The 26,937-nt window shown below is 63.2% G+C and carries 22 protein-coding genes, 1 tRNA gene and 1 pseudogene; 7 read left to right on the top strand and 17 right to left on the bottom strand.

The features are described 5' to 3' along the window. Positions 1-468: 468 nt before the first annotated feature. On the bottom strand, positions 469-753 hold the full coding sequence (locus HLH29_RS13215) for a hypothetical protein (protein WP_220791517.1): 285 nt from the start codon (positions 751-753) through the stop codon (positions 469-471). A 455-nt stretch (positions 754-1,208) separates the two neighbouring features. Next, positions 1,209-1,397 (bottom strand): YqaE/Pmp3 family membrane protein, encoded by a 189-nt coding sequence (locus HLH29_RS13210; protein ID WP_182967560.1) that lies wholly within the window; start codon positions 1,395-1,397, stop codon positions 1,209-1,211. Positions 1,398-1,978: 581 nt separating this feature from the next. Here HLH29_RS13210 and HLH29_RS13205 point away from each other — a divergent pair. Continuing rightward, on the top strand, positions 1,979-2,437 hold the full coding sequence (locus tag HLH29_RS13205) for a DUF2501 domain-containing protein (protein WP_246374243.1): 459 nt from the start codon (positions 1,979-1,981) through the stop codon (positions 2,435-2,437). A gap of 87 nt (positions 2,438-2,524) precedes the next feature. Here HLH29_RS13205 and HLH29_RS13200 read toward each other — a convergent pair whose 3' ends face one another. From HLH29_RS13200 to HLH29_RS13180, 5 genes are all read right to left on the bottom strand, one after another. After that, positions 2,525-4,909: a hypothetical protein gene (locus tag HLH29_RS13200; protein WP_182967558.1), complete on the bottom strand. Its 2,385-nt coding sequence runs from the start codon at positions 4,907-4,909 to the stop codon at positions 2,525-2,527. After that, entirely contained in the window at positions 4,893-6,131 is a 1,239-nt protein-coding gene (locus HLH29_RS13195; RefSeq protein ID WP_182967556.1) for a DUF3142 domain-containing protein, read from the bottom strand. Before HLH29_RS13195 ends, HLH29_RS13200 begins: the two co-directional genes overlap by 17 nt. An 82-nt stretch (positions 6,132-6,213) precedes the next feature. Further along, positions 6,214-6,681, bottom strand: coding sequence for a hypothetical protein (locus HLH29_RS13190; protein ID WP_182967554.1), 468 nt, complete (start codon positions 6,679-6,681; stop codon positions 6,214-6,216). Positions 6,682-6,790: 109 nt separating this feature from the next. Further along, entirely contained in the window at positions 6,791-7,786 is a 996-nt protein-coding gene (locus HLH29_RS13185; protein WP_220791516.1) for an NAD-dependent epimerase/dehydratase family protein, read from the bottom strand. Position 7,787: 1 nt separating this feature from the next. Beyond that, complete coding sequence (locus tag HLH29_RS13180; RefSeq protein ID WP_182967552.1) at positions 7,788-8,240, bottom strand: hypothetical protein; 453 nt, start codon at positions 8,238-8,240, stop codon at positions 7,788-7,790. 50 nt (positions 8,241-8,290) lie between these two features. On the opposite strand from HLH29_RS13180, the gene HLH29_RS13175 reads away from it, so the two are divergent. Together HLH29_RS13175 and HLH29_RS13170 are read left to right on the top strand one after the other, a co-directional pair. Next, positions 8,291-9,265 carry a DMT family transporter gene (locus HLH29_RS13175; protein ID WP_338030246.1) on the top strand — a complete coding sequence of 325 codons (975 nt, stop codon included), beginning with the start codon at positions 8,291-8,293 and terminating at the stop codon, positions 9,263-9,265. A gap of 269 nt (positions 9,266-9,534) precedes the next feature. After that, positions 9,535-11,175, top strand: coding sequence for a dihydroxyacetone kinase subunit DhaK (locus HLH29_RS13170; RefSeq protein ID WP_182967549.1), 1,641 nt, complete (start codon positions 9,535-9,537; stop codon positions 11,173-11,175). 74 nt (positions 11,176-11,249) lie between these two features. Here HLH29_RS13170 and HLH29_RS13165 read toward each other — a convergent pair whose 3' ends face one another. The 3 genes and pseudogenes from HLH29_RS13165 to HLH29_RS13155 all read right to left on the bottom strand — a co-directional run. Next, positions 11,250-11,735, bottom strand: a complete 486-nt coding sequence (locus HLH29_RS13165; protein WP_182967547.1) for a MarR family winged helix-turn-helix transcriptional regulator — start codon at positions 11,733-11,735, stop codon at positions 11,250-11,252. Positions 11,736-12,329: 594 nt separating this feature from the next. Further along, positions 12,330-13,676: a GTPase HflX gene (gene hflX, locus HLH29_RS13160; protein WP_182967545.1), complete on the bottom strand. Its 1,347-nt coding sequence runs from the start codon at positions 13,674-13,676 to the stop codon at positions 12,330-12,332. Between the two features lie 188 nt (positions 13,677-13,864). Next, positions 13,865-14,504, bottom strand: a pseudogene (locus tag HLH29_RS13155) (NAD-dependent epimerase/dehydratase family protein); the annotation flags it as partial. A 373-nt stretch (positions 14,505-14,877) separates the two neighbouring features. Here HLH29_RS13155 and HLH29_RS13150 point away from each other — a divergent pair. The 4 genes from HLH29_RS13150 to HLH29_RS13135 all read left to right on the top strand — a co-directional run bounded on the left by HLH29_RS13150 (position 14,878) and on the right by HLH29_RS13135 (position 19,139). Then, positions 14,878-15,105, top strand: coding sequence for a hypothetical protein (locus HLH29_RS13150; protein ID WP_182967543.1), 228 nt, complete (start codon positions 14,878-14,880; stop codon positions 15,103-15,105). 281 nt (positions 15,106-15,386) lie between these two features. Continuing rightward, positions 15,387-17,183: an alginate export family protein gene (locus tag HLH29_RS13145; protein ID WP_246374241.1), complete on the top strand. Its 1,797-nt coding sequence runs from the start codon at positions 15,387-15,389 to the stop codon at positions 17,181-17,183. 200 nt (positions 17,184-17,383) lie between these two features. After that, positions 17,384-18,775: an NAD-dependent succinate-semialdehyde dehydrogenase gene (locus HLH29_RS13140; protein ID WP_182967539.1), complete on the top strand. Its 1,392-nt coding sequence runs from the start codon at positions 17,384-17,386 to the stop codon at positions 18,773-18,775. A gap of 288 nt (positions 18,776-19,063) precedes the next feature. Further along, positions 19,064-19,139 (top strand) — tRNA-Thr (locus tag HLH29_RS13135). A gap of 950 nt (positions 19,140-20,089) precedes the next feature. Here the strand turns inward: HLH29_RS13135 and HLH29_RS13130 are convergent. From HLH29_RS13130 to HLH29_RS13100, 7 genes are all read right to left on the bottom strand, one after another. Further along, entirely contained in the window at positions 20,090-20,653 is a 564-nt protein-coding gene (locus HLH29_RS13130) for a recombinase family protein (RefSeq protein WP_182967536.1), read from the bottom strand. A 255-nt stretch (positions 20,654-20,908) separates the two neighbouring features. Further along, positions 20,909-22,825, bottom strand: coding sequence for a DUF927 domain-containing protein (locus tag HLH29_RS13125; RefSeq protein ID WP_182967534.1), 1,917 nt, complete (start codon positions 22,823-22,825; stop codon positions 20,909-20,911). Then, complete coding sequence (locus HLH29_RS13120; RefSeq protein ID WP_246374240.1) at positions 22,794-23,876, bottom strand: DUF7146 domain-containing protein; 1,083 nt, start codon at positions 23,874-23,876, stop codon at positions 22,794-22,796. The genes HLH29_RS13125 and HLH29_RS13120 overlap by 32 nt, the downstream gene beginning before the upstream one ends. A 3-nt stretch (positions 23,877-23,879) precedes the next feature. After that, on the bottom strand, positions 23,880-25,217 hold the full coding sequence (locus HLH29_RS13115) for a phage baseplate assembly protein (RefSeq protein ID WP_182967532.1): 1,338 nt from the start codon (positions 25,215-25,217) through the stop codon (positions 23,880-23,882). After that, on the bottom strand, positions 25,195-25,752 hold the full coding sequence (locus HLH29_RS13110) for a hypothetical protein (RefSeq protein ID WP_182967530.1): 558 nt from the start codon (positions 25,750-25,752) through the stop codon (positions 25,195-25,197). The genes HLH29_RS13115 and HLH29_RS13110 overlap by 23 nt, the downstream gene beginning before the upstream one ends. Then, positions 25,749-26,057, bottom strand: a complete 309-nt coding sequence (locus HLH29_RS13105; protein WP_182967528.1) for a DNA-binding protein — start codon at positions 26,055-26,057, stop codon at positions 25,749-25,751. Before HLH29_RS13105 ends, HLH29_RS13110 begins: the two co-directional genes overlap by 4 nt. Before the next feature lie 102 nt (positions 26,058-26,159). Further along, positions 26,160-26,937, bottom strand: a 778-nt coding sequence (locus tag HLH29_RS13100) for a hypothetical protein (RefSeq protein ID WP_220791515.1), incomplete at its 5' end; no start/stop codon positions are given.

Here is a 26,937-nt window from a genome sequence, read left to right as displayed (position 1 = left end):
CCGAAACCGGACATCTCGGGTCCCGTATGTCATGTGCCTGGGGGCCAGCCCCAACCATTTTAGATTGCGGAGTCTGCCGGGTGATATGGCGAGGTATGCCGCTGCTTGGTCGTATGTCAGAACGGCAGGGGGTAGAACGACAGGCGGCATGGACTCATGTGTATATACAGCGAGGCCGAAAATTTTGATGCGTCAATCCTGATGCGTCAAGCCTGTTTCCACTGCCTCTTTTTGGCGCGCGCGCCAATTTCGCGCCAATTTGAGGAAGATGTCCCGTGACAAGCCGTGACGTCTGGTGATAAAGAATGGAAGCAAATCAATGGATTGGCGGATTGTGGTGGCTGTATTCCAGGACCCTGTATTGCCCTCTCACGGCGGCAACAGGGGTTCGAATCCCCTATGGGACGCCATTGAAAACATTGGCATCATCGGCTTATCCACAGATATCATAGATGGTCATCTGAACATCTAAAGGGATAGGGCGCTCGTCACCTCCCTCAGATAGTCCGGGTCGAATTTTCGATAGACACGCCGTAGCGTCGTCGGATCGATGGCCAGTCGGTCGGCGGCCTGGTCGATCGGAACAGGGTCCATCGCGAACCAAGACGCCACGCTGTGCTTGAGGTGGTGCTGTGTCGGCTTCCACGACAGCCCGCTCTGCTCGCACGCTTTGGCAAATGACCAGCGGAGACCGGTGGGCACTGTCTTTCCAAGCCAAATGCACGACGTAAGCCCGATGGCGTTGGTCTGCACGGTCTCCATTTCCCAGCGTAGGCCTTTGCCTTCGTCATAGGAACGATGGATCGCCGCATGTCTCCGCGCCCCGGCGAGTTTCTCGACCTGTCACCAGTTGTCAATGGTGCCGGTTGTCAGGGCATCTCGTTCACTTGACCGAGCCTGGGGTATGGCGTGGGGGCTGCCCAGGAGTGGGCGGTTCCCTGGGGTCTCGACCCTGGGCGATATCGCCATAGGCGCCGGTCTTTGTTGTCAGGGGAGGCTTTTTGCCTTTTGTGGTCTTTGTGGGAACTCCCTCTGATTTTCCCTTGGTGTTTCCCATTTCGCCCTCCTGCGGCCGATAGATCGACAGGAAATGGGCATCTGCCCGGCGATCGCAAGGGACGATACATCTGGGCAAAAGCGCCAGACCGGCAGATCTGCGGAATCAGTCTCTTCGGCCGTTATTCAGGGAAAGTCGGGATGGGGCAGGGTCAGCCGCGCATCGCCTTTTTGATTTTCTGGTCGGTCTTGTATTGGCTGAGGGCATAGACCGACCAGATGGCGGCGGGAATCCAGCCGATGATCGTAATCTGGAGAAACAGGCAGACGATGCCGGCAATCGGCCTTCCGATGGTGAAGAACTGAAGCCAGGGGAGGATGAGGGCGAGGAGGAGGCGCATTCGGCAAGTCTCTTTACGGGTATGTTGATAAATAGGTCTTCACGCAATGCGGGAGAGATCGTTGCGCCGTGTATTCTGCGGGCGTTCCGGCGGTAAGCCAAAGGGAAAGTTTTAAAACGGCCATCGGGGGGCTGGGGGATTGGGGAGGGCCTCTCCTGTTCCTGTGTACAACCATGTGGATAATGGGTACAAAGACTCGTACTCTGGTACGTACGAATTGTCAGATCGCCTGTAAAGCCGCGCAAGTCTGCGGCTTTTCTTCTGGTGCGAAGACGCTGGACGTCATGTCAGCCCGCGTGGGTGGCGATGTGTGCATACAATAACTGGTATGAAGAGAATATCTGGCATTGTGACGATGCTGTCGGCGTGAATTGTTTCAGTATGGAATAGAACTGTCGGCTATCCGGCACGTCTGGTCTTTGGATTATACGGCCCATAATGATGTGACATGATGCCTGTCATATGTCGTGTCTTGGGTTGTTGTTTGGATGACCTGCTGAAAGGTCCTGTAATGCTGATGAATCGCTTTTTTGCCCTGACGGTTTCCTGTGGTGTCGCGCTGTCCGCGGTTGGGACGGCGCATGCGCAGAGTGCGTCGGCGCAGGTGCCGGCGGGAACGATGCTTTCGACCCAGCCGGCCGGTAGCGTGCTGGCGGTCGCCCACCGATCCGGCGTCCAATCCGGCCACGCAGGGTGCGCAGATCGTCACTGGTGTGACGGGGTCGACGACGGTTGCGACGCCTGGCGTGCTGGGTGCAAACGGGCTGCCCACGCTGGCTTCGGCCGGTGCCGGTAATGTCGCCGGTCTGGTGGCCTATTGCATTCACAAGAAACTGGTCAATGGCACCACGGCACGCAGCACCGCGCGTGCGCTGGTCAAGCGCGACGACGTGAAGAATGACCAGTTCTATTCGGTTGGCGGGCAGGGCCTGCTGCAGACCGGGACCAGCACGCCGTTCGATATCTCCACGCTCGAGCGGTCGAAGCGTGTCGAATTGTGCAGCGATCTGGTCAAGAAGGGCCAGTCCCTGTCCGATTGATGCGTTCGGCTTGAGGGCACCGATGAGACCGCGCGAGGAGGCATGGTTTCCTCGCATGGTCGCGTCGGTAGCGGCCGGCAATCGGCGTTACAACCGCGCCATCATGCTTGCGAGCGGCGCCGTCAGGTACCGGTGCAGCCATCGGTGCAGGGGGCGGAAGGGACTTGTATAGGGATCGGTGGCGGCGGACTGGAAATCGGGTGCCGGGCAGTGCTGACCGAAATTTTTCGCGAAGGGGACGGACGCGCCCTGGCGGACATAGCGGTGGTACAGCTCCGCGTCTGCCCCCGTGCCCCAGGCGGCGGCGTGGCATAGTACTGCGGCGAAGGCTTGCGAGCGGGCGGGGAGCAGATCGGCGGCGTTTTCCGCCTGGTCCACCGCGATGGCGCGATAATGAAAACGCCGGTAGGGAGCGGCCTCGCTGGCGGCGAAGCGGGTGCGCTCGCCCTCGGTGACCAGCGGGCCGGACAGGGCGGCGGCGGTGCGGGCCTTTCTGGTCAGGGGGATGGTCGGCTGGCTGTCGGTGGGGGAGAGAACCGCGACGGTGCGGCCCGCGCCTGTGGTGAAACCGCCATTGAACACGGCATAATCCGGGTCCTGCTCGGTGCCCATGATCTCCATGCCGTGGGCGCGGGCGATGCTGGCGGCGGTAAACCATGCCTGCGCGCGGCCGACTGCGGTCCAGCGATGCCGTGCATCCTGCAGGGCGTTGCCATAGGCTTTGGCCCAGGTGCGGAATTGGGCGGGTTTGCCGTCCGTGATATAGTGTGGATCGTCATCTGCAGGGAAATAACGAAGGGATTCGGTGATGCGCCCGGCGCGCACCAGTCGCCGGGCCAGGATCAGCCGGATGGCGTCGAATTCGGGCGGGGCCGCCGATGGCGGGGTCTGCCCTTGCGCCGCGGGGATATGGGCATCGACATAATGCCGCAATTCGTCGACCGTCAGCACCCGTTCGGCCAGATAGGCGGCGTCGAAGGCTACGCCGCTATGGCTGCCCGCGTTGACCGCGGCGGCATAGAGGCAGTCGAACGCTGCGACATACTGTCCACGGGACAGGGTGAGGACGCCCTGTTCGGCGCGGAGGCGGCTGATTTCCTCCGGCGCCAGGCCGTCCGCGACGGTGGGAAATGCCTTGGCCGCTTCGGCATAATATCGGGCCGCGGCGGCAAGGTCGCCGTGCTGGATGGCCAGTTTTGCCAGTACCCAGCGCGATAGCGCGCCGGGCTGCATGGTGGCGAGCGTCTTCGCCAGATCGTAGCGGCCGCTGCGATAGGCCAGGGCGGCCAGCCGGTCAGCGTGGGCGATATGTTCGAGCCCGCGCGCGTGAATGGCATCGACCAGGGTGACGATGGCCGGGTTGGGGCGGATGGTCCGGATTTCGGTGCAGTAGGGGCAGCCATTGCCGGCAATGCCGCGCGCGGCGTCGTGATAGCCCAGGCCGTCCCGGTCTGGTGCGGCATAGTCGGACGCCGTTCGCGGATCGTCGTTGATGATGTCGCCGGTGCGGGCCAGCGCATAGGCCACAAGCAGGTTCTGGCTGAGTGGGGTGTCGATCAGGTGCTCGGTGCGTCGTGGGTCGGCCATTGCCCACGAGGCGATGAGCAGCAGCGAAGTGGCGCCGCTGGCGGACCCGCGCGCTGCCTGTTCGGCATAGAGCGCGATGGCGTGTTTGAGGTTCGCAGGGTCGATGCTGTCGGCGCAGGGGGCGTTGGTCAGGAAGGCTTTCCAGCCGCAGGCCGTCCTGCCATCCATCAGATAGGATCTCGCCTGTTCGCCATAGCTGGCGACGGCGAGGGAGAGCGGGTCGGGAGCGTTCTTCCGTGCGAGGGCGCGGGCCTGGGCGAAGGCGTGGGCCGCGGCCTCGCGCGCATCTCCGCTGCCGGTGGCGAGCAGCCTGTCCATCTGCAGGCGGCCGAGCATGTAGGCCGCCCAGACCGCCCGCTCCTGGCCCTCGCCGTCCGGGAGGTCCAGCACGGCCTGGAAGCGTTTGCGTGCATGTTCGGCATAATCGCCGCCGAGCTTGCCGGCGAGGGCGTAATCGACCGCGCCGGCTGTATAGAGGCGGATCGCGGCGGGCAAGCCGTCCGCATGTTCGTAGGCGGAATCGCCGTCGATCGCGTCGCGCATCATCGCAACGCGGTTCTGCTGCAGGGGGGAGAGGGCGTCCATCCCTGGTTCGGGCGGGGCGCTGTCCGGGTCCGCCGGCTGGGCGGTTTGGGGCGCGGGCCGGACGACCCGGAGCGAATCGTCCGGTGTGACGAGGTGGCTGATTGCGTAGGCGAAGGATGTTGCCGGTGTGGTCTTGAGCGTAGCTGCGCGGTCGTCCAGCAACTGGGTTGGAAAATCCATGCCGCAGGCGAGGACGATTGAAATGCCGGCCAGGCTCGACAGCGTGAAGGCCAGCCCGTAGCGTTGCGCGGCGCGCCGGCCCGGTGCCATCGGTGCGGTCGGATCAGTCCTGTTTTTCATCGGTTCCTGCATAGGCTCTGACTGTTCCCCGGTCGCACCGCACCCATCCGATGACGGATTGTTGTCCCGCCCGCAGCAGGCCGGGCTGCTCGCGCCGCAGCCATATGCCGCTTGCATCATAATCCAGGCTGTAGCCGTTCAGACCATCGGCCCCGGACGGGCAGGCACTGTCGATCCGGATGGAGGGCGGGGCTTCGGAATCCGCGTTGCCGCCATTGGTCAGGACGATATCGTAGGGGGAAGAGGCCGAGGGGCGGCGCAGGCGGACCGACAGCGCGGCGTGCAGCGGCTGGCGGGTGACCACCGCGCGCCATGTCGGCAGGCTCCACGCCCGCCTGTCATCTTCCGTCGGCAGGCGGAACCAGACCCAGCCGGCTAGTCCGTGCGGCGGAGCATGTTCGATCCGCTTCATGAAGGCGGCGATGTCGGCGGGGGGCGCCACCAGTTCATGCCCGCTATCGGCGCCCATGAAACGATCCTGCTCGCTCTCGACAGCCGCGATCCGCCCGTCGGTTCCCCAGGTGACGCGCGTGCCGTAGGCGGGCAGGGCCACATGCCATGGGCCGTGGCGGCGCAATGCGAAGGCCCGGACCCAGTCATGGGCCCTGGCCGGGTTGAAGAGGCCGAATTGCGGATTCTGGACGGCGTGGATCTGCAACACGGCGTCATCGACCCGGGCCAGTACGTCCTCCAGCGCGGGGGAGGTCAGCCAGGCCGGCAGGATGGTGACGGACAGGGGGATGGTGCCCGGCCCCAGACGGCCGCGCAGCAGCGCCAGGAACCGCGCATAGGCCGGCAGGCGGACGGTCGCGCAATCATGGTCGATTTCGATGCCCGCGACCGCGATGCCGCGCTGCTGCCAGGCGGCTTTCAGCGCCAGGATGCGGGCGGCCAGCTTCTCTTCATCCCAGTCGGCCAGTTGGCCCTCGATGCGGATCACGGCGATGACCGGTATGTGTCCCTGGGCCAGCACGGTGCTGTCGGGATTTGTGTCCACCCACACGCCATGCCCGTCCAGTTCCGCCGCGAGGATGCGCCAGGTGTGGATCATGTCCCGGCTGGCGGTGACGGCGGAACTGACGGCGGGCGTCCATTGGCGTTGCCAGATATAGGCGTCGCTGGGCAGCTTCCGGCTTGTGCGGGTGGTGAAGGCTGCGTGGATACCGACAAGGCACAATAGAAATGCGATTGGGATATAGGGTTTTTTCAAAAAATCAGTCATTTCGCCTAGTCATGTGCTCCGGGAACGGGGAAGGATGCGTCCGCGTCCGGAGCGTGTTTCGCCGGGTGCCGTCGGGGCAGGGTCAATGGGTTCGGCTCAATGTTCCGTCCGCGACCGGCCGGAAGATGGTGCTGCCCGGCGGCGCCATGGAAAATGAGACGCCGAGCCGGTTTGTGGCCAGCAGACGGTAGCCGAGCCGAAAGACCGGCTGGCCAGGGAGGGCGGAGCTGGTGAAGGTGACGGCGTGCCCGGGTTCGATCACGGCCTGGTCGTAATGGATGACATGCCGCCCGTCGGAATAGTCGGCATGGAGCGTGCTGCCTTCGGGATAGATCATCATGATCTGGTCGAACCCGCCGGAGGGTTTGCCCGCCCGGTCGAACAGGTCGGTATGGTCGCGCCGAAGCAGCACCGCGCCGCCCGCTTCGGCCGTGATCGTGGACTGGCCGGTCGTGGTGCCGCCGGTATCGGCGAGGGTGCCCTGGCCCGCGTTCCATGTGCCGACGAGAAAGCGGATGCCCGACAGGCCGGACGCGGGCTCCTGCGCCATGGCGGGGGATATCCCTGCCAGCAGAAGGGCCAGTAAAGCAGCCTGCGTCCTCATGCGTGTTTGTCTCCGGCGTGGTTCATGGATGATCTTGCCCGTGACGGGGCCGTGGTCAACCATCTTCCTGCCCGGCCCGGAGGATGGTCAGGGGATCAGGCGGCGTTGGCGCATGCCGTCCAGATGGGCCAGCAGGACCTCGTCCGACCGGCGCGTCATGCCGGGAAAGCCGGCCTGGCGGGCCTTGGTGACGTCGAAGATCGCGTCGGTCTGCACGTGGAAAATGAAATCGCCGAAGCTGCAGGCGCTGGTCGAGCGAGATCGGCTGGGGCTCGCCGACCCTCAGCCCGAACCATTCCGCCAGGTGCGGCCAGACATGCGACCAGCGGAAGACATCGCCATTGGTGATGTTGAACGCGCCATCGGCCTGTGTCGTGGCAGCCCACAGGGCGGCCTCGTCCAGCACCTCGGCACCCGTTATGTTCACCAGCGTATCGCGATAGGCCGCCGTCGGGCCGGGAAACTGCATGGCAGTGCGCGTCTCGCGGCACAGCGTGCCGTAGACGCCGATCAGGTTGCCGAGATTCAACGCCGAACCCAGCGAATGGCCGATCACGATATCAGGGCGCAGCGCGGTCCATCGCATGCCTTCGCGCTCCAGCAAGCGGGCGAAATCCTCGTGCCGGAAATAGAGGTTGGGCGGGAAATGGCGGCTGTCATCCTCGCGGGCCGGGGTCTTGTAGACGCCCAGATGCGCGCCATAGACCTTGCCGCCCTGGATGATGATCAGCCGTTCCAGCCGCGCCCCGGCGATGTGCAGGGCTGCGACCAGGTTTTCCAGCATCGCGGCGTTCTGGTCGGCTTCGATGCCCGGATCGGCATCGGGCTTCAGCGCGGCGTAGAACAGATGTGTGACCGGTTTGAGCGCCTCCTTCCAGCCGGCGAGACCGACCGGGTCCAGCAGGTCGGCGCTGATATGGGCGCCGACCCCCGGCCCCTGTGCCGCGCAGCCGAGGGTGGAGACGGTCCAGCCCGCGTTCTGGAATGCCTCCAGCGCTGCCAGCCCCACGACGCCGGTGGCGCCCGCGATCAGGATATGTCTGTCGACCATGTCATGCCCCCCCTGCGTGCCGGGCGAGGATCGTTGCCTTGGAGGGGACAGAAGGCGCTTTGGGAGGGTGGGTTTCTGTTCTTTTTTGAAAAAAGAACCAAAAAACTTTTGATCTGTTCAGGAATTTTATGTCTGGACATATGATGTCCCTGAACGATGCGAAGTCTTTTTTCTTCTTTTGCGGAAGACAGGAGAAGAGATCGTGGGGCGGTGTCTTAATATTCCTCACAATTTCTTGTTTATAATGGCTCCTGAAATAAAAATGGATTTTCCGTTGCCGATCCATGTTCTGTCCGCGAATGTCCCGGCGGGAGTCACGTGCGTGTGATAACTGCGTTGTTCTGGCGTGCAGGGGGCATGGTATCTTCGTGCGGACATCATGCCGTTTTCCATGATGATCCGGACGTTCATCGGCGATCTTGCGGAATGGCTCTGAAACGGGCAGGGGGGGCATCGCTCTTGTCGGATCCATCCTGCGTCCGCCCCTTTCCCGAGACCATCAGAGTGACCCATCCCGCTCCTTCCTCCCCGTCCCATGGCGGTGCCGATACGCTGCGCGGCATCATGCTGGCCTTTGCCGCCTTCGCCGCGTTCTCGTTCAGTGATGCCAGCGTCAAGCTGATCCGGGACGGGTTGCCGCCGTATGAATGCGCGTTCTTCGGGTCGTTATGCGCCCTGGTGGTGTTTCCGTTCCTGCTTGGAGGGAAGGACCGGCTGGTCGATGTGTTCGCGACCCGGAACCGCCGGCTGTGGATGGTGCGGTTCATCGCCTATCCGTTGGGCATTATCGGTAGTGTGACGGCCTTCAGCCATCTGTCAATGGCCGAGGCGTTCACCCTGATCTTCCTTCAGCCTTCGTTCGTGACGCTGATGTCGATCGTCTTCCTCAAGGAGCGGATCGGCCTGCCGCGCTGGGTGGCGATTGCGCTTGGCTTTATCGGCGTGCTGATCGTGCTGCGGCCCGGCCTGAGGCCGCTGTCGATCGGTCATCTGGGGGCTGTGGCTGCCGGTCTGGCAGGGGCGATATCGGTCGTGACCTTCCGGGCGTCGGGGGCGCACGAAAAGCAGATCTCGCTGTTCGGGGCAGGCATTCTCGGCGGCGTCATCATCTGCGGGCTGGTCAGCCTGCCGACCTTTGCGCTGCCCAGCCTGCATCAGGTCGCGCTGCTGGCCAGTTACGGGCTGCTGGCGGCGCTGGCGAATGTGCTGCTGATGCATTCCGCGCTCCACGCCTCGGCGGGGGCCATCGCGCCGACCCAGTACAGCCAGATGATCTGGGCGCTGGCGATCGGTCATGTGGTGTTCGGCGACAGGGCCGACATGGTGACGCTGAGCGGCATTGGCCTGATCATCTGTTCCGGCCTGATCACGCTGGTCCGCGAGCAGGAAAAGCATGTGCCCGGCCCGCCGCCGATTGCCGTCAGCCGTGGGCATGCGGCGTCAATGCTCGTGATCGAGGATCACGACGAACCCGCCTGATCCGACATGTGCTGGTGCTGGCTGGTCACCGGTATCGCCACACCGGGGAACGGCGTCGCGGTGCGGGGCGTTTGTCCGGCATCGGGGCGGTGCCGGCGCGGTGTGCAGCGGCATTCCTGAGCCCTGCTGTTCACCGCCATGCAAGCGGGGGCGGGTCGCGTGCGGGCGGCGTTGTCGTGGACAAGGGAGCTTCCTATTGTCCTGCACCTTCCGCCGCCCGGTCGGCGCGGGGGCGCATTGTGGAATTCGGAGCGAAAGGCTTGTCCGGCATGAAAAGATTCTTCAACACGCGCGAACGTCTGGTGCCCGAGGCGCTGGAAGGATTGCTGCGTTCGCCCGCCGGGAAGGATCTGTGCCGCCTGGACGGCTATCCCGACATCAAGGTTGTCCTGCGACGGGACTGGGACCGGGGTGCGGGCAAGGTCGCCGTGATTTCCGGCGGCGGGTCGGGGCATGAGCCCGCCCATGCCGGCTTCGTGGGGCGCGGCATGCTGACGGCGGCGGTCTGTGGATCGCTGTTTGCCTCGCCGGGTGTGGATGCGATCCTGGCGGGTATCCTGGCCGTGACCGGCGAGGCCGGGTGCCTGCTGGTGGTGAAGAACTATACCGGCGACCGGCTGAATTTCGGGCTGGCCGCCGAGCAGGCGCGCGCGCTGGGACTGAAGGTGGAGATGGTGATCGTCGGTGACGACATCTCGCTGCCCGGCCACCGGCAGGCGCGGGGCATTGCGGGCACGGTACTGGTCCACAAGGCCGCCGGCCACATGGCCGAAAGCGGGGCGTCGCTGGACCGGGTGGCGGCTTTTGCCGGCGACGTGGCGGCGCGCACGCGCTCGATCGGCCTGTCGCTGAGCGATTGCGATACGTATGACGAAGAACATGCCAGCCGTCTGGCGGCTGATGAGGGCGAACTGGGTCTGGGCATCCATGGCGAGCCGGGGGCACAGCGCATTGCGCTGGCCGATGCCGGTGCGCTGATGGGACTGGCGGCGGATGCTCTGCTGGAGACCCTGCCGGAGGGCGATGCGCGCTATGCCCTGATGCTGAACAATCTGGGCATCACGCCGGTGATCGAGATGTCGCTGCTGCTGGAAGCCTTTGCCGGCACCGCGCTGGCGCGGAAGGTCGCGCTGGTGGCCGGCCCGGCGCCGTTCATGACCGCGCTGGACATGAACGGGTTTTCCCTCACGCTGGTGGAACTGACCGACGAGATCGCGGCGGCATTGCAGGCCGATGTCGGACCCACGGCGTGGACGGGCATGGCGCCGTGGCAGGAGCCGGTGGTGATTCCGGTGCCGGCGCTGCCGGATATTTTCGCGGCCGAGCCTTCGAACAATTCCGCCCTGCGCGACGCGGTGCAACGTGGCGCGAAGGCGCTGCTTGAGAATGAGGAAGCGCTGAATGCGCTGGACGCGCGCATCGGCGATGGCGATGCCGGCTCCACCTTTGCCGAGACCGCGCGTGTGATCGACGGGGCGCTGGACCGGTTGCCGCTGGCCGACCCCCAGGCGCTGATGCAGACGCTGGGCCGCCTGCTGGCCCGGCATGCGGGCGGGTCGAGCGGCGCGCTGCTGTCCATCCTGTTCGCGACGGCGGGGCGCAGCACACAGGAGCGCTGGCAGGCAGCTTTGCTGGAAGGCATCGCAGCGATGCAGGGTTATGGCGGGGCGCGGGAAGGCGACCGCACGATGCTCGATGCGCTGATTCCGGCAGTGCGGGCGCTTGATGAGGGCGCGGCGTGGGCTGACATCGTGCGCGCGGCGCGCGGCGGGGCCGATGCGACGGCGAGGATGGGCAAGGCGGAAGCCGGGCGTGCCTCCTATATTCCCGATGGGCAACTGGACAACGTGCCCGATCCGGGTGCCGAGGCGATCGCTCGGCTGTTCGAGGCGCTGGTGCCGGGGAAATAATGCCCGTGAGGAGAGGCGGGGGCGGGGGGCTTCCTCTCCATTGGTCAAGGGGTCACGGGCTCCCTTGAGCCCGTTCAGGCGCTTTCGGTGGGAATGTTCGCCATGCCTTCGGCGAGCATTCCGATGAGGCGGATGAGCTGATCGAAATCGGTCTCGCTCCAATCCTGGAAAAGTGCGATGGCCATGGTCTCGCGCGCGCGGTCGACGGCGTCGGTTGCTTCCTTGCCCTGCGGGGTGATCGTTGCTTCACGCACCCGGCGGTCCGCCGTGCTGCCATGGCGGGTGACCAGCCCCAGTTCCGCCAGCCGTGCGATCTGGCGGCTGACCGTGGTGTGGTCGCGGCCGACGCGGCCGGCGAGGTCGACCACGCCGATCGGGCCCAGCCGCTCGACCAGAACCAGTAATGGAAACAGCGCGCGTTCCAGCGTGAGGCCGGCAGCCTTCAGCATGGCTTCGTTCCGCTCCGGCCGGTTCATCACGCCGACAATTTCGATTAGCGCGCGATGCAGGGCGGGGAGCTTCGTGCGGATGTATGCGTCATGCACCGTTTTGGTCGGCATTCTGGTGCGCTCCTCAGTGTGTGCCTTAGGCACACGAATGGTCGGGAGGGAATCGGAATGGATGTTTCACGTGACACGGACATTCTGATGTGCGGTGCGGGCGGACAGGTGCGGCGGCCTGTCTGGCCGATGTTCTGCCTGTAGCGGGTTGAGAACGTTTGCGGGGCCGGTCAGTGGCGGAGGAAGCCGGCGATCGGTGCCTCGAATTTCGGCCATAGATAAGCCAACGCCATCATGACGGTCGCGAAACCCATGATGTGCAATGTCGAGGTAGCAGGTCGTTTGCCGGTCTGCCGAGACTGGTGGAGGACGCGGAGCCAGCCGGCGGCCACAGCCAGGATGGCCACCGGCACGACGTAACGATGCGCGTCGGCGAACCATGCTAGGATTCGCCCGACCGACCCCAGCAGGACGGCGGGGAGGGCGAACGGCAGGACGCAGCAGACGCCGCAGGCGAGTGCTGCCGTCGATGCCGTTGTGGCGGCAGCGCTGACGGCCCGATTGCTGCATCCTGGATGATCTGTCGGGGACGATGAAGCCGGCCGCCGGTTGCTGCGGGACTGGATCGCCCTGAACGGACCAGGGGAGGCGGTTTTACGCGAGCATGCGCCGCAGCCGGGCCATGGCACCGGGCAGGGCGCGCACCTTCAGCACGCGGCCGGTTTCGTCATGTTCTTCGGACAGGACCCTTGCGCTCTCGTAGATCTCGCCGATCAGTTTCTGTCTGGCGTAAGGCAGAACCAGAACGTCATCGACCATCTCGGCCTCGAAAAAGGTGATGATGGTCTCGCGCAGGGCGCTTACATCGTCTGGCGCGTGGGCAGAGAGCATGATCGCGTCGGGATGTTTTTCCAGCAGGGCAGCGCGGCGGGTGGCGTCTACCCGGTCCATCTTGTTCAGGACGAGGCGGGACGGCACGGTATCCGCGCCGATCTCGCGCAGCACGCTGCGGCTGACCTCCAGCTGCGCTTCATAGGTCGGGTCCGACGCATCGACCACGAAGAGCAGCAGTGAGGCTTCCAGCGCCTCGGACAGGGTGGAGCGGAACGAGGCCACCAGATCATGGGGCAGTTGCTTGATGAAGCCGACCGTATCGGAGACGAGCACGCGCGGCCGGGTTTCGGGCTGGAGCGTGCGCACCGTGGTGTCGAGCGTGGCGAAGAGCTTGTCCTGCACCAGCACCTCGCTGCCGGTGAGGGCGCGCATCAGGGAGGATTTGCCCGCATTGGTATAGCCGACCAGGGCGACGCGTAGCTGGTCGCGCCGGGCGGAGCGGCGCTGATCGCTGTCGCGCTGCACCGCTTCAAGCTGGGTTTTCAGTTCCGCCAGCCGGTCGCGGATCTTGCGGCGATCGAGGGCGAGATTGCTTTCGCCGGCACCGGGGCCCTGCTGGCGGTCGCCGCCGTGGGAGGATTCGCGCAGGCGCGGGGCGACATATTTCAGGCGCGCCATCTCCACCTGTAGTTTCGCCTCGCGGGTGTTGGCATGGCGGTGGAAGATCTCGACGATGACGCCGGTGCGGTCCAGCACCTGGGTGCCCGTGGCGCGCTCGAGGTTGCGGATCTGGCTGGGCGAGAGTTCATGGTCGACGATCACGAATTCGGGCCTGTCGGAGGCATCCGGCTCGGGTTCGGCCGGCCTGGGGGCTTCGGCGGTGGCCTCGAACCGTTTCCGGGCCTTGGTCATGGGAGGTGTCGCCATGGAGGTGATGACGCCGCTGCCGCCGGTCAGGGCGGCCAGTTCCTCCAGCTTTCCGGCGCCCAGAAGTGATGCGGCACCCGTGCCTTCGCGTTTCTGCGACACCGAGCCGACGACTTCGTAGCCCAGGGTTTTAACTAGGCGGCCCAGCTCTTCGAGGCTGGCTTCATGGGCGACGTCATCGACATCAGGGGTCTGGATGCCGACGAGAACGGCGCGCGGAATGGGGGGAGTGGTTTCCATCGCCTGCTTGTAGCACGGATCGTGGTCAGCTTCGGAGCGGTTTGCGAAGCCGGGGCGGCAGGTTCGCTCTTTTTTGAAAAAAAGAACCAAAAAACTTTTTTCTTCTTTTTCTTCAGAAAAAGAAGAGACCTTCTTCACGCAAGCCGGATCAGGGGGTCGGTTCCCCCAGCCCTTCCAGCAGTGCGGCGTGAGTGGCCGGGATAGGGGCGGCGGGATGCTGAACCAGGCGGCAAGTTGGGGCCACAGCCAGTTCCAGCGGAAGATATCGCCATTGACGATGTTGAAGGCCTGGTTGCGGCCGGCGGGGCTGGTTGCCGCCCAGTGTAGATGGCTGGCCAGTTGGCGGGCGTCGGTTACGTCGGTCAGCCCGTTCCATTGCATGGGTGAACCGGGGAAGATGAAGGGGCGCCCGGTCTCGCGACAGATCTGGCATAGACGGCCAGCGTGGAGCCCATGTTCATCACATTGCCGATGGCGTGGCCGATGATGGTGTGTGGACGGTGGACGCTCCACGAAAAACCGTATCGGGCGGCGGCTTCGACCAGGGCGTCTTCCTGGGCGTAGTAGAAGTTCTTGATATTGAGCCGTGGCATGCTCTCGCGGAAGGGCGTCTGGGGCAGGGGACCTTTCGCATAGGCTTCGAACGGGCCGAGATAATGTTTGAGGCCGGTGACGAGGCTGCCATGGACCAGGGCCTCCGGCGTCGGCAGGGCGGCTGTGCGGCGCGCCAGACCGTGGACGGTCGGTCCAGCCTTCGGCCACCAGCCGGCTGGCCAGGTTCTGGCCGACAATTCCGGTGGCGCCGACGATCAGGGCTGTGTGAGGCATGGAACACTCCATAACGGGAAAACAGTTTCCGTAAGGTGGGCCGCGCGGTTACAGGGGACAATCCGGCACCATGTGGCGCGCGACCGCAAGGGAGGATAGAGCGATTTTCCGCCGCTTCATGGCTGGCGCTCTGTGTATTTTGATTTGATATCGAATCTATTTGGCGTCCCTGACGCCGTTTTGGGCGGTCGGGTGGTCGCTATGAACCGACCGGGGAATTCGGTGGTTTGCCACACCGGAATGTGACCGTGATTTATGCGCACAACATATAATTGTTATTTTTACTTCGGATGGAAATCCGACAAAAAGTAGGTGGTCACGCTATTCGCGGAGGGCGGGTGGATATTCTTTGTGACCGACGGAGGCCTGAACCATGATTCTCTTCGCCCGCTTTGCTTCCCCGGGCTTTGCCGGTGCCGCATTGACGGCGATTCTTCCGAATGGATGCAACACGGCTCTTCCACCGACCGGGTTATCTGCGGCGATGGGCGGTGCGTGCGTTGCCGCGGCGTTCGCTGGTCATGGATTGGGCAGTTTTCTTGTTCTTTCAGGCAATATGCTGAAGGCTGGTCTTCGTCCCGCTGTGGTCGCGGCGGCATGAGGGGACGTTCCGCGAAATAGGAGCCCTGTTTCTCGTCATGATGGAAATAGCCGGCGCGCGGTCCAGCTGCGCCGGATTGGCTGCCGGCCGGCACGTCAGCACGAGCGGTGACCAAACTTCGGCATGCGATACACGTTCCAATAGATCTGATGAGACTGCGTGTGGTTGATCTCGATACATGCGTGGTTTCCGGCCCGTTTCCAGGACAGGTCAATACATGACGGAATTGAGAATCTGGTTGTTCTGTGATGTCTGAAAATAATAAAGAAAAAGATCTGGCTATGTATATCTCCCGTGGATTTTTTGCTGTTTCCCGCCTGACAAAAGGCCGCGCGGGGCTTCTGACCGCCCTTGCGGGCACGGTGCTCGCCCCGCCGGCCCATGCCGCGCCGGAGGCGGCCGATATCGTGGCAACCCATGTCCAACTGGCCCAGACGATCGCGGGCGGCGCCAAGGCCCCGTCGACGACCGCGTCGACGACCGCGTCGGGGACCGCGACGACGGCCGGTGCAAGCCCGACCCCGATCGTGACCGGCCGGGATTCGCCCTGGCATTCGCCGCCCCAGCAATTGCCGCCTTTGACCAGCCGTCCGGAACTGTACGGCCAGCCGCAATCGCTGATGCTGCATCCCCTGACGCCGATTCAGCTGCATCAGGGGCCGTGGGGTGTGTTCAATGCGAATACCGGTGCGGCCTCCGGTTTCGGCACGGTGGGATATTATGCGGTGGCACGCTGGGCCGAGGACTGGTCGAGCCTGCGGGACAAGCGCAACCGTCAGGATTTTCTCGATCCGCTGAAATTCATCGCGCTGAACGATAGCGGTTCGATCTACCTGACGCTGAGCGGGAATTTCCGTCATCATGGATTCTGGGAGCAGCACCCTGCCCTGGGCGCGGTGGACAAGAGTCACGTCTATCTTTCCAACCTGCGCACCAATCTCGGCGCCGACCTGCATCTGGGCGAGCATGTCCGGTTTTACGGCGAGCTGATGAGCGGCCAGGCGACCGGCGGCAACAAATTCGGCTATAATGCCCGCTGGCGGAACCGGGTCGACGCGCAACAGGCATTCGTGGAAGTGCGCGGGCACATGCTGGGGGCGACGATGGGTGCCATGATTGGTCGCATGTCATTCCTGGACGTGCCGCCCAATGTTTCGGCGGGCAGTGTCTATCCCTCCATTCCGTATTCCTGGAACGGCTTGCGCGGCTACAGCGTCTGGAAGCGGCTTCGCGTCGATCTGTTCGATCTGTCGCTGACCAATTTCGAATATCGGGCCTTCCACGACCAGGTCGGCTGGAAGACCCGGCTGTTTGGCGCCTATACGTCCTACGCCGTGCCGGAATTCCAGACTTTCGGAAAGAAGAGCCAGATTTTCGTGGATACGTACTATCTCGGCTATTTGCTGGCCAGCAGTCCGATCACCGCGACGAAGGGTGTCATAGCCGGCTCCACCCATCGCGACACGCCGGGGGTGCGCGTATGGGGTAATGCCGGCCCGATCGAATTCACCGCCAATGGCATGTGGCAGGGCGGCACGTTCCAGGAAGCCAAGAACGGGCCGTCGCGACCGGTATCGGCCTATTCGTTCAATGCCTCGGTGGCGTGGCGTTTCGCGAAATGGTGGGGGCATCCCTCGATCGGTATTCAGGCCGACGATATTTCGGGCGGCGATACCCGCAAGAGTGCGACCAGCAGCTGGGGCACCTTCCTCTCGCCTTTTGTGCCGAGTGCGTACTATCTTGACCTGGCGCAGAACTTCAACCTGCAGAACGTGATCGATGTCGGGCCGCTGGTGACGCTGGCGCCCACGATCAATACATCGCTGCTGCTGAGGGTGCCGGTGCTGTGGCGCAATTCGGTCCACGACACGATCTATTTCCCGGGCGGTGTGAATTATGCGTATCGTCCGACCGGGGGCTATACGGGGGTGCTGCCGCAGGGAAGTTTTACCTGGCGCGCGACGCGGCATGTGACCTTCAGCATCGACGGCCAATATACCGCCCTGTCGCGTGGATTGCGTGATGCTGGCGCGCAGCCCGGCGCCTATTTCCAGACCAATCTGGAACTGACGTTCTGAATGGTGCAGGATTGCATGCCGCCCGGGTGATCCGGCGGCATGCCTGCGGAGGCCGTGCGCCTGGCAGGCCCGATTCCGAAGAGCGGATCGACCGCACTCTTATGATAACGCAGCCGTGAGGTTCCCCTTGACGGGGGGCTTCGGATAGCCGTTATCACAAGTATCGGGCCGAAAAATGGCCCGCTGGAAGGAAGACGACTATGGCATACGCAACGACCAACCCCTACACCGGTGAAGTGCTGGCCACGTTTCCGGATGCCACGGACGACGAGGTGCGCCAGGCGATAGCCGACGCCCACGCGGCATTCCTGGACTGGCGCGATACGCCGTTCGCGACCCGTGCTGCCGTGATGACGAAGGCGGCTCAGATCCTGCGTGCTGAGGCCGACGATTTCGCGCGGCTGCTGACCCTGGAAATGGGCAAGCTGTTCGCCGAAGCCAAGGCCGAGGTCGAGCTGTCGGCCGCAATCTTCGATTATTATGCCGAACATGCCGAGAGCCTGCTGGCGCCCGAGAAGCTGCCGGTATCCGACCCGCGCTCGGGCGATGCCGTGCTGGTGCATCAGCCGCTGGGCGTGCTGCTGGCGATCGAGCCCTGGAATTTCCCCTATTATCAGATCGCGCGCATCATCGCGCCGCAGCTTTCAGCCGGTAACACGGTGCTGCTGAAGCATGCATCGAACGTGCCGCAGAGTGCCGGGATCTTCCAGACGCTGATGAAGCGCGCGGGTCTGCCGGACGGCGCGTTCCGCAACCTCTACCCTACCCGCGGACAGGTCGAGATGATCCTGAACGATCCGCGCGTGTGCGGTGCGGCCTTGACCGGCTCCGAAGGCGCCGGGTCGGTAATCGCGTCGCAGGCTGGCAAGGCGCTGAAGAAGACGACCATGGAGCTTGGCGGCGCCGATGCCTTCGTGGTGCTGGAGGACGCGGACCTGGAGAAGACCGCGAAATGGGCGGTGTTCGGCCGGCACTGGAATGCCGGACAGGTGTGCGTGTCGTCCAAGCGGGTGATCGTGGTGGATGCGGTCTATGACCGGTTCATGGAGCTCTACACCGCCGGCGTGGCGGCGCTGAAGGCCGGCGACCCGATGTCGCCGGACACCACGCTGGCCCCGCTGTCGTCGCAGGGTGCGGCGAACGAGATCCGCGAGAACATCGCCAAGGCGGTGGCTCATGGCGCGACGGCGACCGAGGTCGGGCCCCGTGTGCCCGAGACCGGCGCCTTCGTCCAGCCGACGATCCTGACCGGCATGTCCGGCGACAATCCGGCCCGCCTGTGGGAGTTCTTCGGGCCGGTGTCGATGATCTTCCGCGCCCGTGATGAGGCCGATGCGATCCGCATCGCCAACGATACGCCGTATGGGCTGGGTGGCTCGGTCTTCACGAAGGACACCGCGCGCGGTGTCGAAGTGGCGAAGAAGATCCATACCGGCATGGTGTTCGTGAACCATCCGACGATGGTCAAGGCCGATCTGCCCTTCGGCGGCGTCGGGCGCTCGGGCTACGGCCGCGAGCTGATCGGGCTGGGGATCAAGGAGTTCGTCAACCACAAGCTGATCGACGTCGTCGATATCGATGCGCCGTTCTGATCGCGATGCGCCGTTCCTGACGGCGTGACCGATTCGCCGGCCGGCCCTGATGGGGCCGGCCGGACGCACCGGGCGGATTGAGCCGGTGCGCGGAGCCATGAAAAAATCCGGATATCCGGGGCGATACGGCATGCCGACTGGGTGTGAGCCGAGGTCGCGCCGGCATGACAGGCCGGATCGGGCCTGTGTGGAGGCCGCGTGTCCCGCGCATTGGGCCGGGCGGTGGAAAATCCGTCTCAGAAGGGGGCTTGCATTGCCCTGACGGGCTCGTTATACGCTCGCCTCGTTGCCGGTGTAGCTCAGTTGGTAGAGCACGTCATTCGTAATGATGGGGTCGGGAGTTCGAATCTCTCCACCGGCACCACGCAACCTTATGATTTTCCAGAAAAATTTGAGGTTGGGTGGTCGGGCGGGATCACTACCCGCTTTGTTTCCGGACTCGCTCCGGACTCATCCGAAAATCGACATTTCACGGGATGCCTCGCTAAGCGACCAAGGCGTGAGGGTCTGCGCGCCCAGGGGACCGAATCGCTGGCCGGGTGTGTCGGCCGGTTAACGCCTTCACAGAGGGCCGTGAGGGCGTTGCACAGGTCTCCATAGGTGTCCGTACCCTTCTGGCCGCCTTCAGGCACATCAGTGGCCGTTCCGTGTCGTCACCGGGCGAATCCATTGCCTATGCCCATCGCTCATCAATTCGACTCGGGTCCCCGGCTCAGGCGTGGCCCGACAACAACACCAACAGAAACACCAACCCGATTTTCATTTTTATCAGGAAGAGCGTCTGACCGGGGTGCGAATAACCCGTGGTAGGGGATACCCTTCCAGAGGGACCCAAGAGATATGCGATGGGGTGGGTTCTCCATCTTGATGCCTGCTCTGTGCGCATGGCTCCGCAGCCCTCTGCCTATCCTAGAGCTATGCGTTTTTCGCATGATGACTGCGACCGCTCACTTCACCCAATTGCCCCTCTTTCTTCCACTCTCTCCGAAAAGAGGTGTAACAGGTGTAGAAGGTGTAATTTGTGACGTAACTATATGAAATTAAATGGATATATAGATTACACCTTTTGCGTTCTATCGTTTTCGAAGGTGTAAACGGGTGTAACTCGGCAATCGGTCGAATGGCAGATTATCGCCAATCTCCCTTCTTCGAGCCCCATCGGGCCCAAGTTACCCACAGAATTTCGAAGCCATTTCGGTATCTCTGAGATATGCGATTAATGCATATCTATGAACGCAGACGGGCCGGAAGCGGTCACAAAACGGGAAGAAAACCACCGCGCTGCCCGCGCGCACCGGGCAGGCTCCGCAAGGTTCACGCCGCTCCGGACGTGGCCTCTGCCAGGCAGCGATAGACACTGGCCCGGCCGATGCCGAGCTGACGGGCAATTTCGGATGCTCCAATGCCTTGATCATGGAGCGAACGCACGCGCTCGACATCGATCGATGCCTTGCGGCCCTTATAAACGCCCCGTTCCTTGGCGGCAGCTATACCCTCAAGCTGCCGTTCACGGCGGAGATTCGTCTCGAACTCGGCGAACACGCCCAGCATGTCGAGGAACGCCTTGCCGGCAGAGGTCGTGGTATCCACCGGCTGTTCGGTGCAGCGCAGGGCAGCCCCCTTCGTGCGCAGCTCAATGACGATAGCCTGCAAATCAGCGATCGAGCGCGCCAGGCGGTCGATTCTCGTTACAACCAGCGTGTCGCCCTCGCGGATGAAGTCGAGCAGAATACGAAGCTCGGTTCGCCCTTTGGTCGAGGTGCCAGATGCTTTCTCAGATCTGATCGTCGTGCAACCGGCAGCACGGAGCGCGTCTTGCTGGATGGCAAGGTCCTGATCGGTGGTCGAGACCCGTGCATATCCGTATGTCGTGCTCATGATCGCCTCAAATGTCTCATTAGGGTTTAGACATGCTCGTTATGGCGTCTTATATGGTGAGATGCAACCCTAATGAGACAGGAAAATCCTCACGTTTCGAAAAGCCATGAGACGCCTCGGTGAGGTATACTCAAATAAGACAGTCCCAAGCCATGTACTGCGCGCATGGGTCGTTCGGATGGGCAGCGGATACGAAAAAAGGACCGTCACATGGTGACGGCCCTTCCGGTGGTGACGGGTTCGGGCTTCGGCCACTCAGCCTGCATCCCCTGCATCCGACCCCAGAATGATCGGCCGGACTTCATAGGCCCGCACGCTTCGCAGGCCCGGCGGGCTGATGACCTTGGCCAGCTTGCCATCGGTGCCCGGCACCAGAAAGCCGCGTTCGACCAGGACACGCTTGGCGTCGCGGGCGTTCAGGCCGGTCAGGGCCTCGTTCATGCCGGCGCTGGTCAGATAGAACATCCAGCCCATCCGGCCGTCATCGAGTTTCTGCCATCGTTTCCACCCCGCCCGCATCTGGGTTCGGAAGCGTTCGCCTGGTGGCTCGGACGGGTCGCCGCTTTGTGGGGCGTCGGTGGCCTGGGGATCAACCCACCGTTCAAACCGGCCCTCGCCATTCTTGCCAATGAAATCGCGAAGCCGCTCGATCGCCTGTTCATCCTCGCGCCGGCCGGCGGTGCCACGTGCTGTCAGCCAGGCGTCGAAGCACAGCCTCACCAGTTCGGGCGCCGTGTCATCGTCCCAGCCCGTGAGGCCGAAGCCTGTGGCCAGTTCGCCGCCCAGCGCCACGATGGCAAAGCGCCGGGCAACGGAACGCACCTGCCCGGATGCCTGGGGCCAGTTCCGCAGATAATGGTCGGTCAGTTCGATCATGCGCGCCCGGAGGGCATCGCGCACCGTCTGTTCGCTTTCCGTGGCCAGCCTTTGTGTCAGCCGGGTGAGGAAGGCTCGGAATGGCGCACCGTATAGCTGCGCCGTCTCGGCGCGCAGATGCTCGGCCAGTTCGCCCGGCGCATCCGCGTGATGCAGCCTCTCGAACAGGCCTAGCCCTGCGCCTGCGTCTGCCGGCATATCGACAAACCGGACTTCCTGCCCGGCCTTGGTTGCCCGGCCGGCTTCCGCGTTGATGTCCGCCAGAGTCCGTTCGCCGGTGGAGAGGAACAGAACACGCCACCTGGTCACGGCCCGCGCGCCGCCGGTTCGGCTGGCCCGCGCCTTGCCGCAACCGTTGCTGAGCATGTAGGCGGTGTCGCCAGCCTCGCGCGGATCAAGCTGGCCGAGCTCATCCAGGCACAGCAGCCCGTCGCAGGCCGCCAATGCCACGCTTTCGAGGGCATTGCCGGTGGCGCGCCAGCTTCGCACATAGCCCTCGGCACCGGCCTGCATCGTGCCGCCGCAGACAGAGGCCGCCACCCGCAGGGCGGTAGATTTGCCCAAGCGGCTGGCCCCCATGAGGGAGAAGCCGCCGCCATCCTCGCCCATCAGGGTCAGCAGGGGCGCGGCGAAGGCGGCCGAGGCGGCCAGGGTCAGACGGCTATTGCCACGGCATAGCGCACCGATCCGGTCCCGCCATTCCTCAACGGTGCCGCTGACACCGAACAGGTCGGGCTCCGGTGATTCCTGCTGTAGGACCACCCGTTCGTCGGCCATGCCGAATGTGGCGGTGGGCAGCACAAAGACGTTGCCGCTGAGGAAGGCGTGCCAGCCGATCCGCGAGACGCTGCGTGCTCGTTCTTCGGTGGCGATCAGGGCCAACCATTCGGTGAAAGCGTTCTTCGCGGCGGTGCTGCTGGCCAGTGTCAGGCCGCCATTGGCCAGACGGCTGCGCAGTTCGCCAGCCTCGCCGGAAAACATGGCGCGTGGAAAGGCTTCTTCATGGCGGACACCATCGCGGTCGGTCCAGCCCAGCAAGAGGCCCCAGCCATTGCCTTCGGCATCGCGCGTCTCGGCCAGCAGGTCGATGGGGCCGGCGATGAAGAGCGGCGGTGCGCCGTCATCGGTCGGGCGTCGCCACAGGCCGCTTTCGTCGCGGCTGAAACGGCGGGATACGCCTGGCGGCGGGCGTCCCTGTTCGACGCTGGCACCACCGCTGGGGAAGGCCACGACCTCGGCTGACTCGACGGCCTGTCGGACGCCCTTACGGCCCGTGCCGGTCGGTTTCTTGCTCATGCTCGTTCATCCTCAGGACATCATTAAAGTCCGAGTTAGGCATTGAAGGTTTGGCGAGGCGGACGGTATGGCCATTGCGGCCGAACCATGCGCAGGCGGCTTGCAACGCCTTGGCCGCCGCTGGATTGTCGCCGTCATTGTCGGCGCAGATCGTCACGTCGCGGATCGCATCGGGCAGTTCCAGCCGCCCCATATTCGACAGGCTGACCGCGCACAGGACGCGGCGTTCCGGACACGCCAGCGCCACGGACAGGCCAGTTTCGATCCCCTCCGCGATGATGACGCTTTCGCCCGGTTCGGCCATGCTCAGGCTCTTGCCCGAGGCGCCGCGCCATAAGCGGATGCAGCCACCCGCGAAGCTGCCCAGCACCTTCTTGCCGGTTTGCAGATCTGCCTTGGTCCATTCGGCGGCGGGCGTCGGTGCCAGCCAGGTGCGATGCACGGCCACCAGCTTGCCATTCGGCCCGCAGATCGCGGCCAGCATCGCCGGAAGAGGCCGCCCGACCTCGCCACACCAGACGGCGGGATGAAATCGCAGGCTGCCCGGCTGGCGTCCCATCTCGCGCAGGTCGATTCCTCGCCCGCGCAGATAGGATTCGACCGGGCTACCGGCGATGCCGGTGGGGGCTTCGTGCCAAAGCTGCCGGGCCTTGGCCCGCCGGCGCTGGTCGTCGCGGTCCTGATCGGCGGTGGTGGCTTTGTTCACCACCGCTCGCCGGGCGATCCCCGGCGCCGGACCATCGCCCAGGCCCAGCCAGGTGCGGGCCCAGGTCATGGCGTCCCGTCGGTTGCCGCCGAACTGGACGGCCGCCACCAGATCGAGCGCGTCCCCGCGCTCGCCCGAACTGAAATCGGCCCATACGCCCCGGCGCGGCCCGGTCAGTCGCACGGCGAGGGACTGTCCCCGCTCGCCGGCCAGACTGCCGCACCGCCATTCTACGCCCTCGCGGTGGCCGTGCGGCAGCAACTCCGGCGCCAGAACGGCGATCCGCTCGGCCAGCATCACGGCCAGGGTTGCGGCGTCCGGCCGCTGTGTGGTCCGCCGATTCATCTGTTATTGGCCGTCAGGCGATGGCGGCCGTCCGATCGCCACCAATGCTTCTTGCTGTTGGGCCGGAGGAACCATGGGCTCGACCGACAGGCCAGCCGCCGGCATCAACGTGACGTCCGCGTGTGTTCCGCTTTCGTCTCTTCGAAAGCAAATTTCAGATATGACGTAATCCAGATTGTAGCGTGGCTTGCCCGCAGGCAGATCAACGATTGCGCGGGTATTCGGCTGCCATAATGCGCCTGCTGCATCCCGCCATGAATCACACGTCAGTTGGATAGACAATCCTCGGGCCGCGCGCCGATTAACCTCCCATTGCACACGCCTTTGCGTGATCTCGTAATTCGGATCACCAATTTCGACGTTGATCAAGAGGGGACGATGTCGGGTGACGAGCGGATCAAATGCAATGCAGCCCTTGCCCGTTATTGCATCCATCTCTTGGATAATTTCCTCAACCTCATCGGGTGGCGGATTGTATAAAATGGCAGTTGTCGAAAGTAATGCGCGAACCGAAGAAAAACGGTCGTGCATAGTTCTGGTCACACGAAAGGATTCGACATTCTGGCCCTGGACGAAACCACTGGCGGCAAAATCGTCCACTACGCCGGAAAGCGTGATATTTCCATCTGGCCGATCATAAAACAGGCAACCAGCCGTCCGACAAATCTTCTCGATTATTTCGTATGGGCTTTCCGTAATAATAACCGCGAATTGCTGGATAGGCGTTCTTTCGACGTAGCTTTGTGCCGGCAAAACTTCGATTGAAAACGGTGCACAAACTTTTTTTGCTATGGCAAGTGCGTTCGTTGAGTTCATGGAGAACGTGAAGAATTCGGCTGCACACTCAACCAGGTCTATGCTCTTGGAAGCAACAGAAACCGAAAGTATATGGTTATCGGCATCAACCTCTCGGGATACGGTGATTACCCAACCCGTAATTATTGTGTCTTTCCCTATTTTGATCTGGCAGGCGTCTCCTTCGTTGATTGGTGTTTCAAGTCCGCTTTGCGGAGATTGTTCTGTGGCCGTGAATTCTGCAGTCCAGGGCATGATTTCAACGCCCACCATGATTTTGACACTTTCCCACCCAGAGATTTGGTAGGGACCAACGATGATCGAGACATCATCGGAGGCCGTACCGCCATATCCCAAGGTTTGAGCGATAGAATCGAAAATCTGGTTCATGATTGCGCTTCCCGGCCCTGCGCTGCAGGCACTGAGTTGACCGTAGACGATAGCAGCATCATCGCATCGGGCCGTTGCATGATGGATCGCCTCGGAGGCATGGCCGCGATTTTGAACGGCAAAAGAGTTGCGCTCATGCCAGGTCTCCCAGCACATTCATGTCTCCGAGCACCCAGACAGGCCCGACCTTCGCCAGGGCCTCGCCTGTATCCCACAGGGCGATATCTAGCTTGTTCGGAGTGTCGGCTGGCAGATCACACGCAGCGCCATTGCGCAGGGTTTCGAGATGATCCAACGCGACATTGGCGAGGTCATGGAGGGTCACGAGGGTCCGGTATTGAACGCATGCGTCGGGCATCGTCATCAGAGTGGCATGAAGCCACCTTACGCCCCACAGAGCTGGCAACGTCAGATCGAGAACCGGCAGCCGTCCCGCGCGGTCTAGCCCAGTGGCGATGATCAATTTGGGCCACCAGTTTTCGTCATGCCCGTTGGCAATCTGCCATGCTTCCGCGAGGTGCGGACAGGCGGAGGCCGTAAGCGGCCCGTCAGTGCGCCACACTTCGCCGGCAGCATGCCGGAAGGTTGTGCGTTCGTCTTCGCTCCACTGTTCGTTGGAAAAGGGATGCAGAAGCCCGAAAAACGCCATCTGACGCAACCCGAGGCCGACCATGGCTGTGGCGCGGGTCATGCCACACCCCCGGTCAGGCGCACGCCTGAATCGATGGTGGCGCGGACGGTGCGGTTTTCGACCCACCGGCGGAGGGCATCGATCGGGTATCCGATCTTCCGTCCCGTAAGCTGGACATAGGGCGGCCCATCACCTGACAGGCGCTGCTTTTGCAGGGTGCGGGCAGCCAGTCCGATCATGCTGGCGGCGGTTTCTTCCGGAACGACGAGCGCCTGAACTGCGGGCGGCTGGTCGCGGCCGGCAAGGCCGGTGGCGGAGGCGAGAAGACCGCGTTTCTTGTTGGCGGTCGGTATCGTGGGTGACATGAAAACTCCCTGTCTGGGCACGGCCTGATGCGTGGTGCGTCGGCGGTGCGTCACGAGGGATGATTGGCGCGTTTCGGGATGGCGTCGGCCGGAAAGGCCGGATTATGAATTTCCGGCCTTTCCGGTTTTCTTTTCTGCTGCGATTCGGCCAGCGGCGGTGGTTACAGCTTCGCGGATGGTGCTAATCGCAAGATCAAGGCCGTCTTCAGATAGCTTGTTTGCTACATGCCTTTCACAATCGGCCTGTTTGCTATCTTCAGCACGAAGGTCTTCTCCTTCATCGCGTAGCCAAGTAAGGGCGATTTCTTCCGCGCGCAGTCTTGTCTGGCTTTTGGGGCGCCCTCGTTTTGCGGGGCTATTTAATAAGTTCTTTTCATTTTCGATGAGGTTTGATCTCCGAATTCGGAAACGCGAGAGAGGATTTTCTGTTTCCTCGTCAGGCATGAGGACCGTTGCACGGGGAAAGCACGCGGTGAATTCAGCCTCTCCGTCCCATTGGAATCTCATGGCGCCCCAAGCGGGCGCCGCGACAGTCGAAATTGAACCATCAGGCATAATTAGCCCGACTGCCCATTGATTGGCTGCGAGAATAGCCCTCACTGCTATATCAATAGCGCTCCATTCCTCGTGAAATCGCTCCACTATTCTGATTGCCGCTTTCGCAGTCTGCTCTCCCAAAATAGGTTCCCAGCCTTCGAAGTGGCCTGGAAGACTACTAGCGTGTTCCCACCCCAATAATCGGAGATTGCCACCTGCTTTTTTTACTTCCTTAGAGCGGAATTCGACCTGAGTGAATTTTTTGGGGTACCCAAGCGGGCGTATTTGTGATTCAACATGATGGCCGGATGGGAGGCCGGCGGTCATGTCGAAAGCTCTGTCG

This window comes from Gluconacetobacter tumulicola, from assembly GCF_014174215.1.
Lineage (GTDB): Bacteria > Pseudomonadota > Alphaproteobacteria > Acetobacterales > Acetobacteraceae > Gluconacetobacter > Gluconacetobacter tumulicola.
Note: the sequence above shows the minus strand (reverse complement) of the source record. Positions and strands in the feature narration are given on the sequence as shown.

Coding starts and splice junctions, on each gene's coding strand:
- HLH29_RS13185 (WP_220791516.1), bottom strand. CDS start 7,786: ATGGTCGACAGACATATCCTGATCGCGGGCGCCACCGGCGTCGTGGGG.
- HLH29_RS13200 (WP_182967558.1), bottom strand. CDS start 4,909: ATGAAAAACAGGACTGATCCGACCGCACCGATGGCACCGGGCCGGCGC.
- HLH29_RS13110 (WP_182967530.1), bottom strand. CDS start 25,752: ATGACCCGCGCCACAGCCATGGTCGGCCTCGGGTTGCGTCAGATGGCG.
- HLH29_RS13195 (WP_182967556.1), bottom strand. CDS start 6,131: ATGACTGATTTTTTGAAAAAACCCTATATCCCAATCGCATTTCTATTG.
- HLH29_RS13120 (WP_246374240.1), bottom strand. CDS start 23,876: ATGAATCGGCGGACCACACAGCGGCCGGACGCCGCAACCCTGGCCGTG.
- HLH29_RS13115 (WP_182967532.1), bottom strand. CDS start 25,217: ATGTGCTGGGAGACCTGGCATGAGCGCAACTCTTTTGCCGTTCAAAAT.
- HLH29_RS13190 (WP_182967554.1), bottom strand. CDS start 6,681: ATGGCGCAGGAGCCCGCGTCCGGCCTGTCGGGCATCCGCTTTCTCGTC.
- HLH29_RS13170 (WP_182967549.1), top strand. CDS start 9,535: ATGAAAAGATTCTTCAACACGCGCGAACGTCTGGTGCCCGAGGCGCTG.
- HLH29_RS13165 (WP_182967547.1), bottom strand. CDS start 11,735: ATGCCGACCAAAACGGTGCATGACGCATACATCCGCACGAAGCTCCCC.
- HLH29_RS13150 (WP_182967543.1), top strand. CDS start 14,878: ATGATTCTCTTCGCCCGCTTTGCTTCCCCGGGCTTTGCCGGTGCCGCA.
- HLH29_RS13130 (WP_182967536.1), bottom strand. CDS start 20,653: ATGAGCACGACATACGGATATGCACGGGTCTCGACCACCGATCAGGAC.
- HLH29_RS13105 (WP_182967528.1), bottom strand. CDS start 26,057: ATGTCACCCACGATACCGACCGCCAACAAGAAACGCGGTCTTCTCGCC.
- HLH29_RS13125 (WP_182967534.1), bottom strand. CDS start 22,825: ATGAGCAAGAAACCGACCGGCACGGGCCGTAAGGGCGTCCGACAGGCC.
- HLH29_RS13180 (WP_182967552.1), bottom strand. CDS start 8,240: ATGCCCCCCCTGCCCGTTTCAGAGCCATTCCGCAAGATCGCCGATGAA.
- hflX (WP_182967545.1), bottom strand. CDS start 13,676: ATGGAAACCACTCCCCCCATTCCGCGCGCCGTTCTCGTCGGCATCCAG.
- HLH29_RS13140 (WP_182967539.1), top strand. CDS start 17,384: ATGGCATACGCAACGACCAACCCCTACACCGGTGAAGTGCTGGCCACG.
- HLH29_RS13210 (WP_182967560.1), bottom strand. CDS start 1,397: ATGCGCCTCCTCCTCGCCCTCATCCTCCCCTGGCTTCAGTTCTTCACC.
- HLH29_RS13205 (WP_246374243.1), top strand. CDS start 1,979: ATGCGCAGAGTGCGTCGGCGCAGGTGCCGGCGGGAACGATGCTTTCGA.
- HLH29_RS13145 (WP_246374241.1), top strand. CDS start 15,387: ATGTATATCTCCCGTGGATTTTTTGCTGTTTCCCGCCTGACAAAAGGC.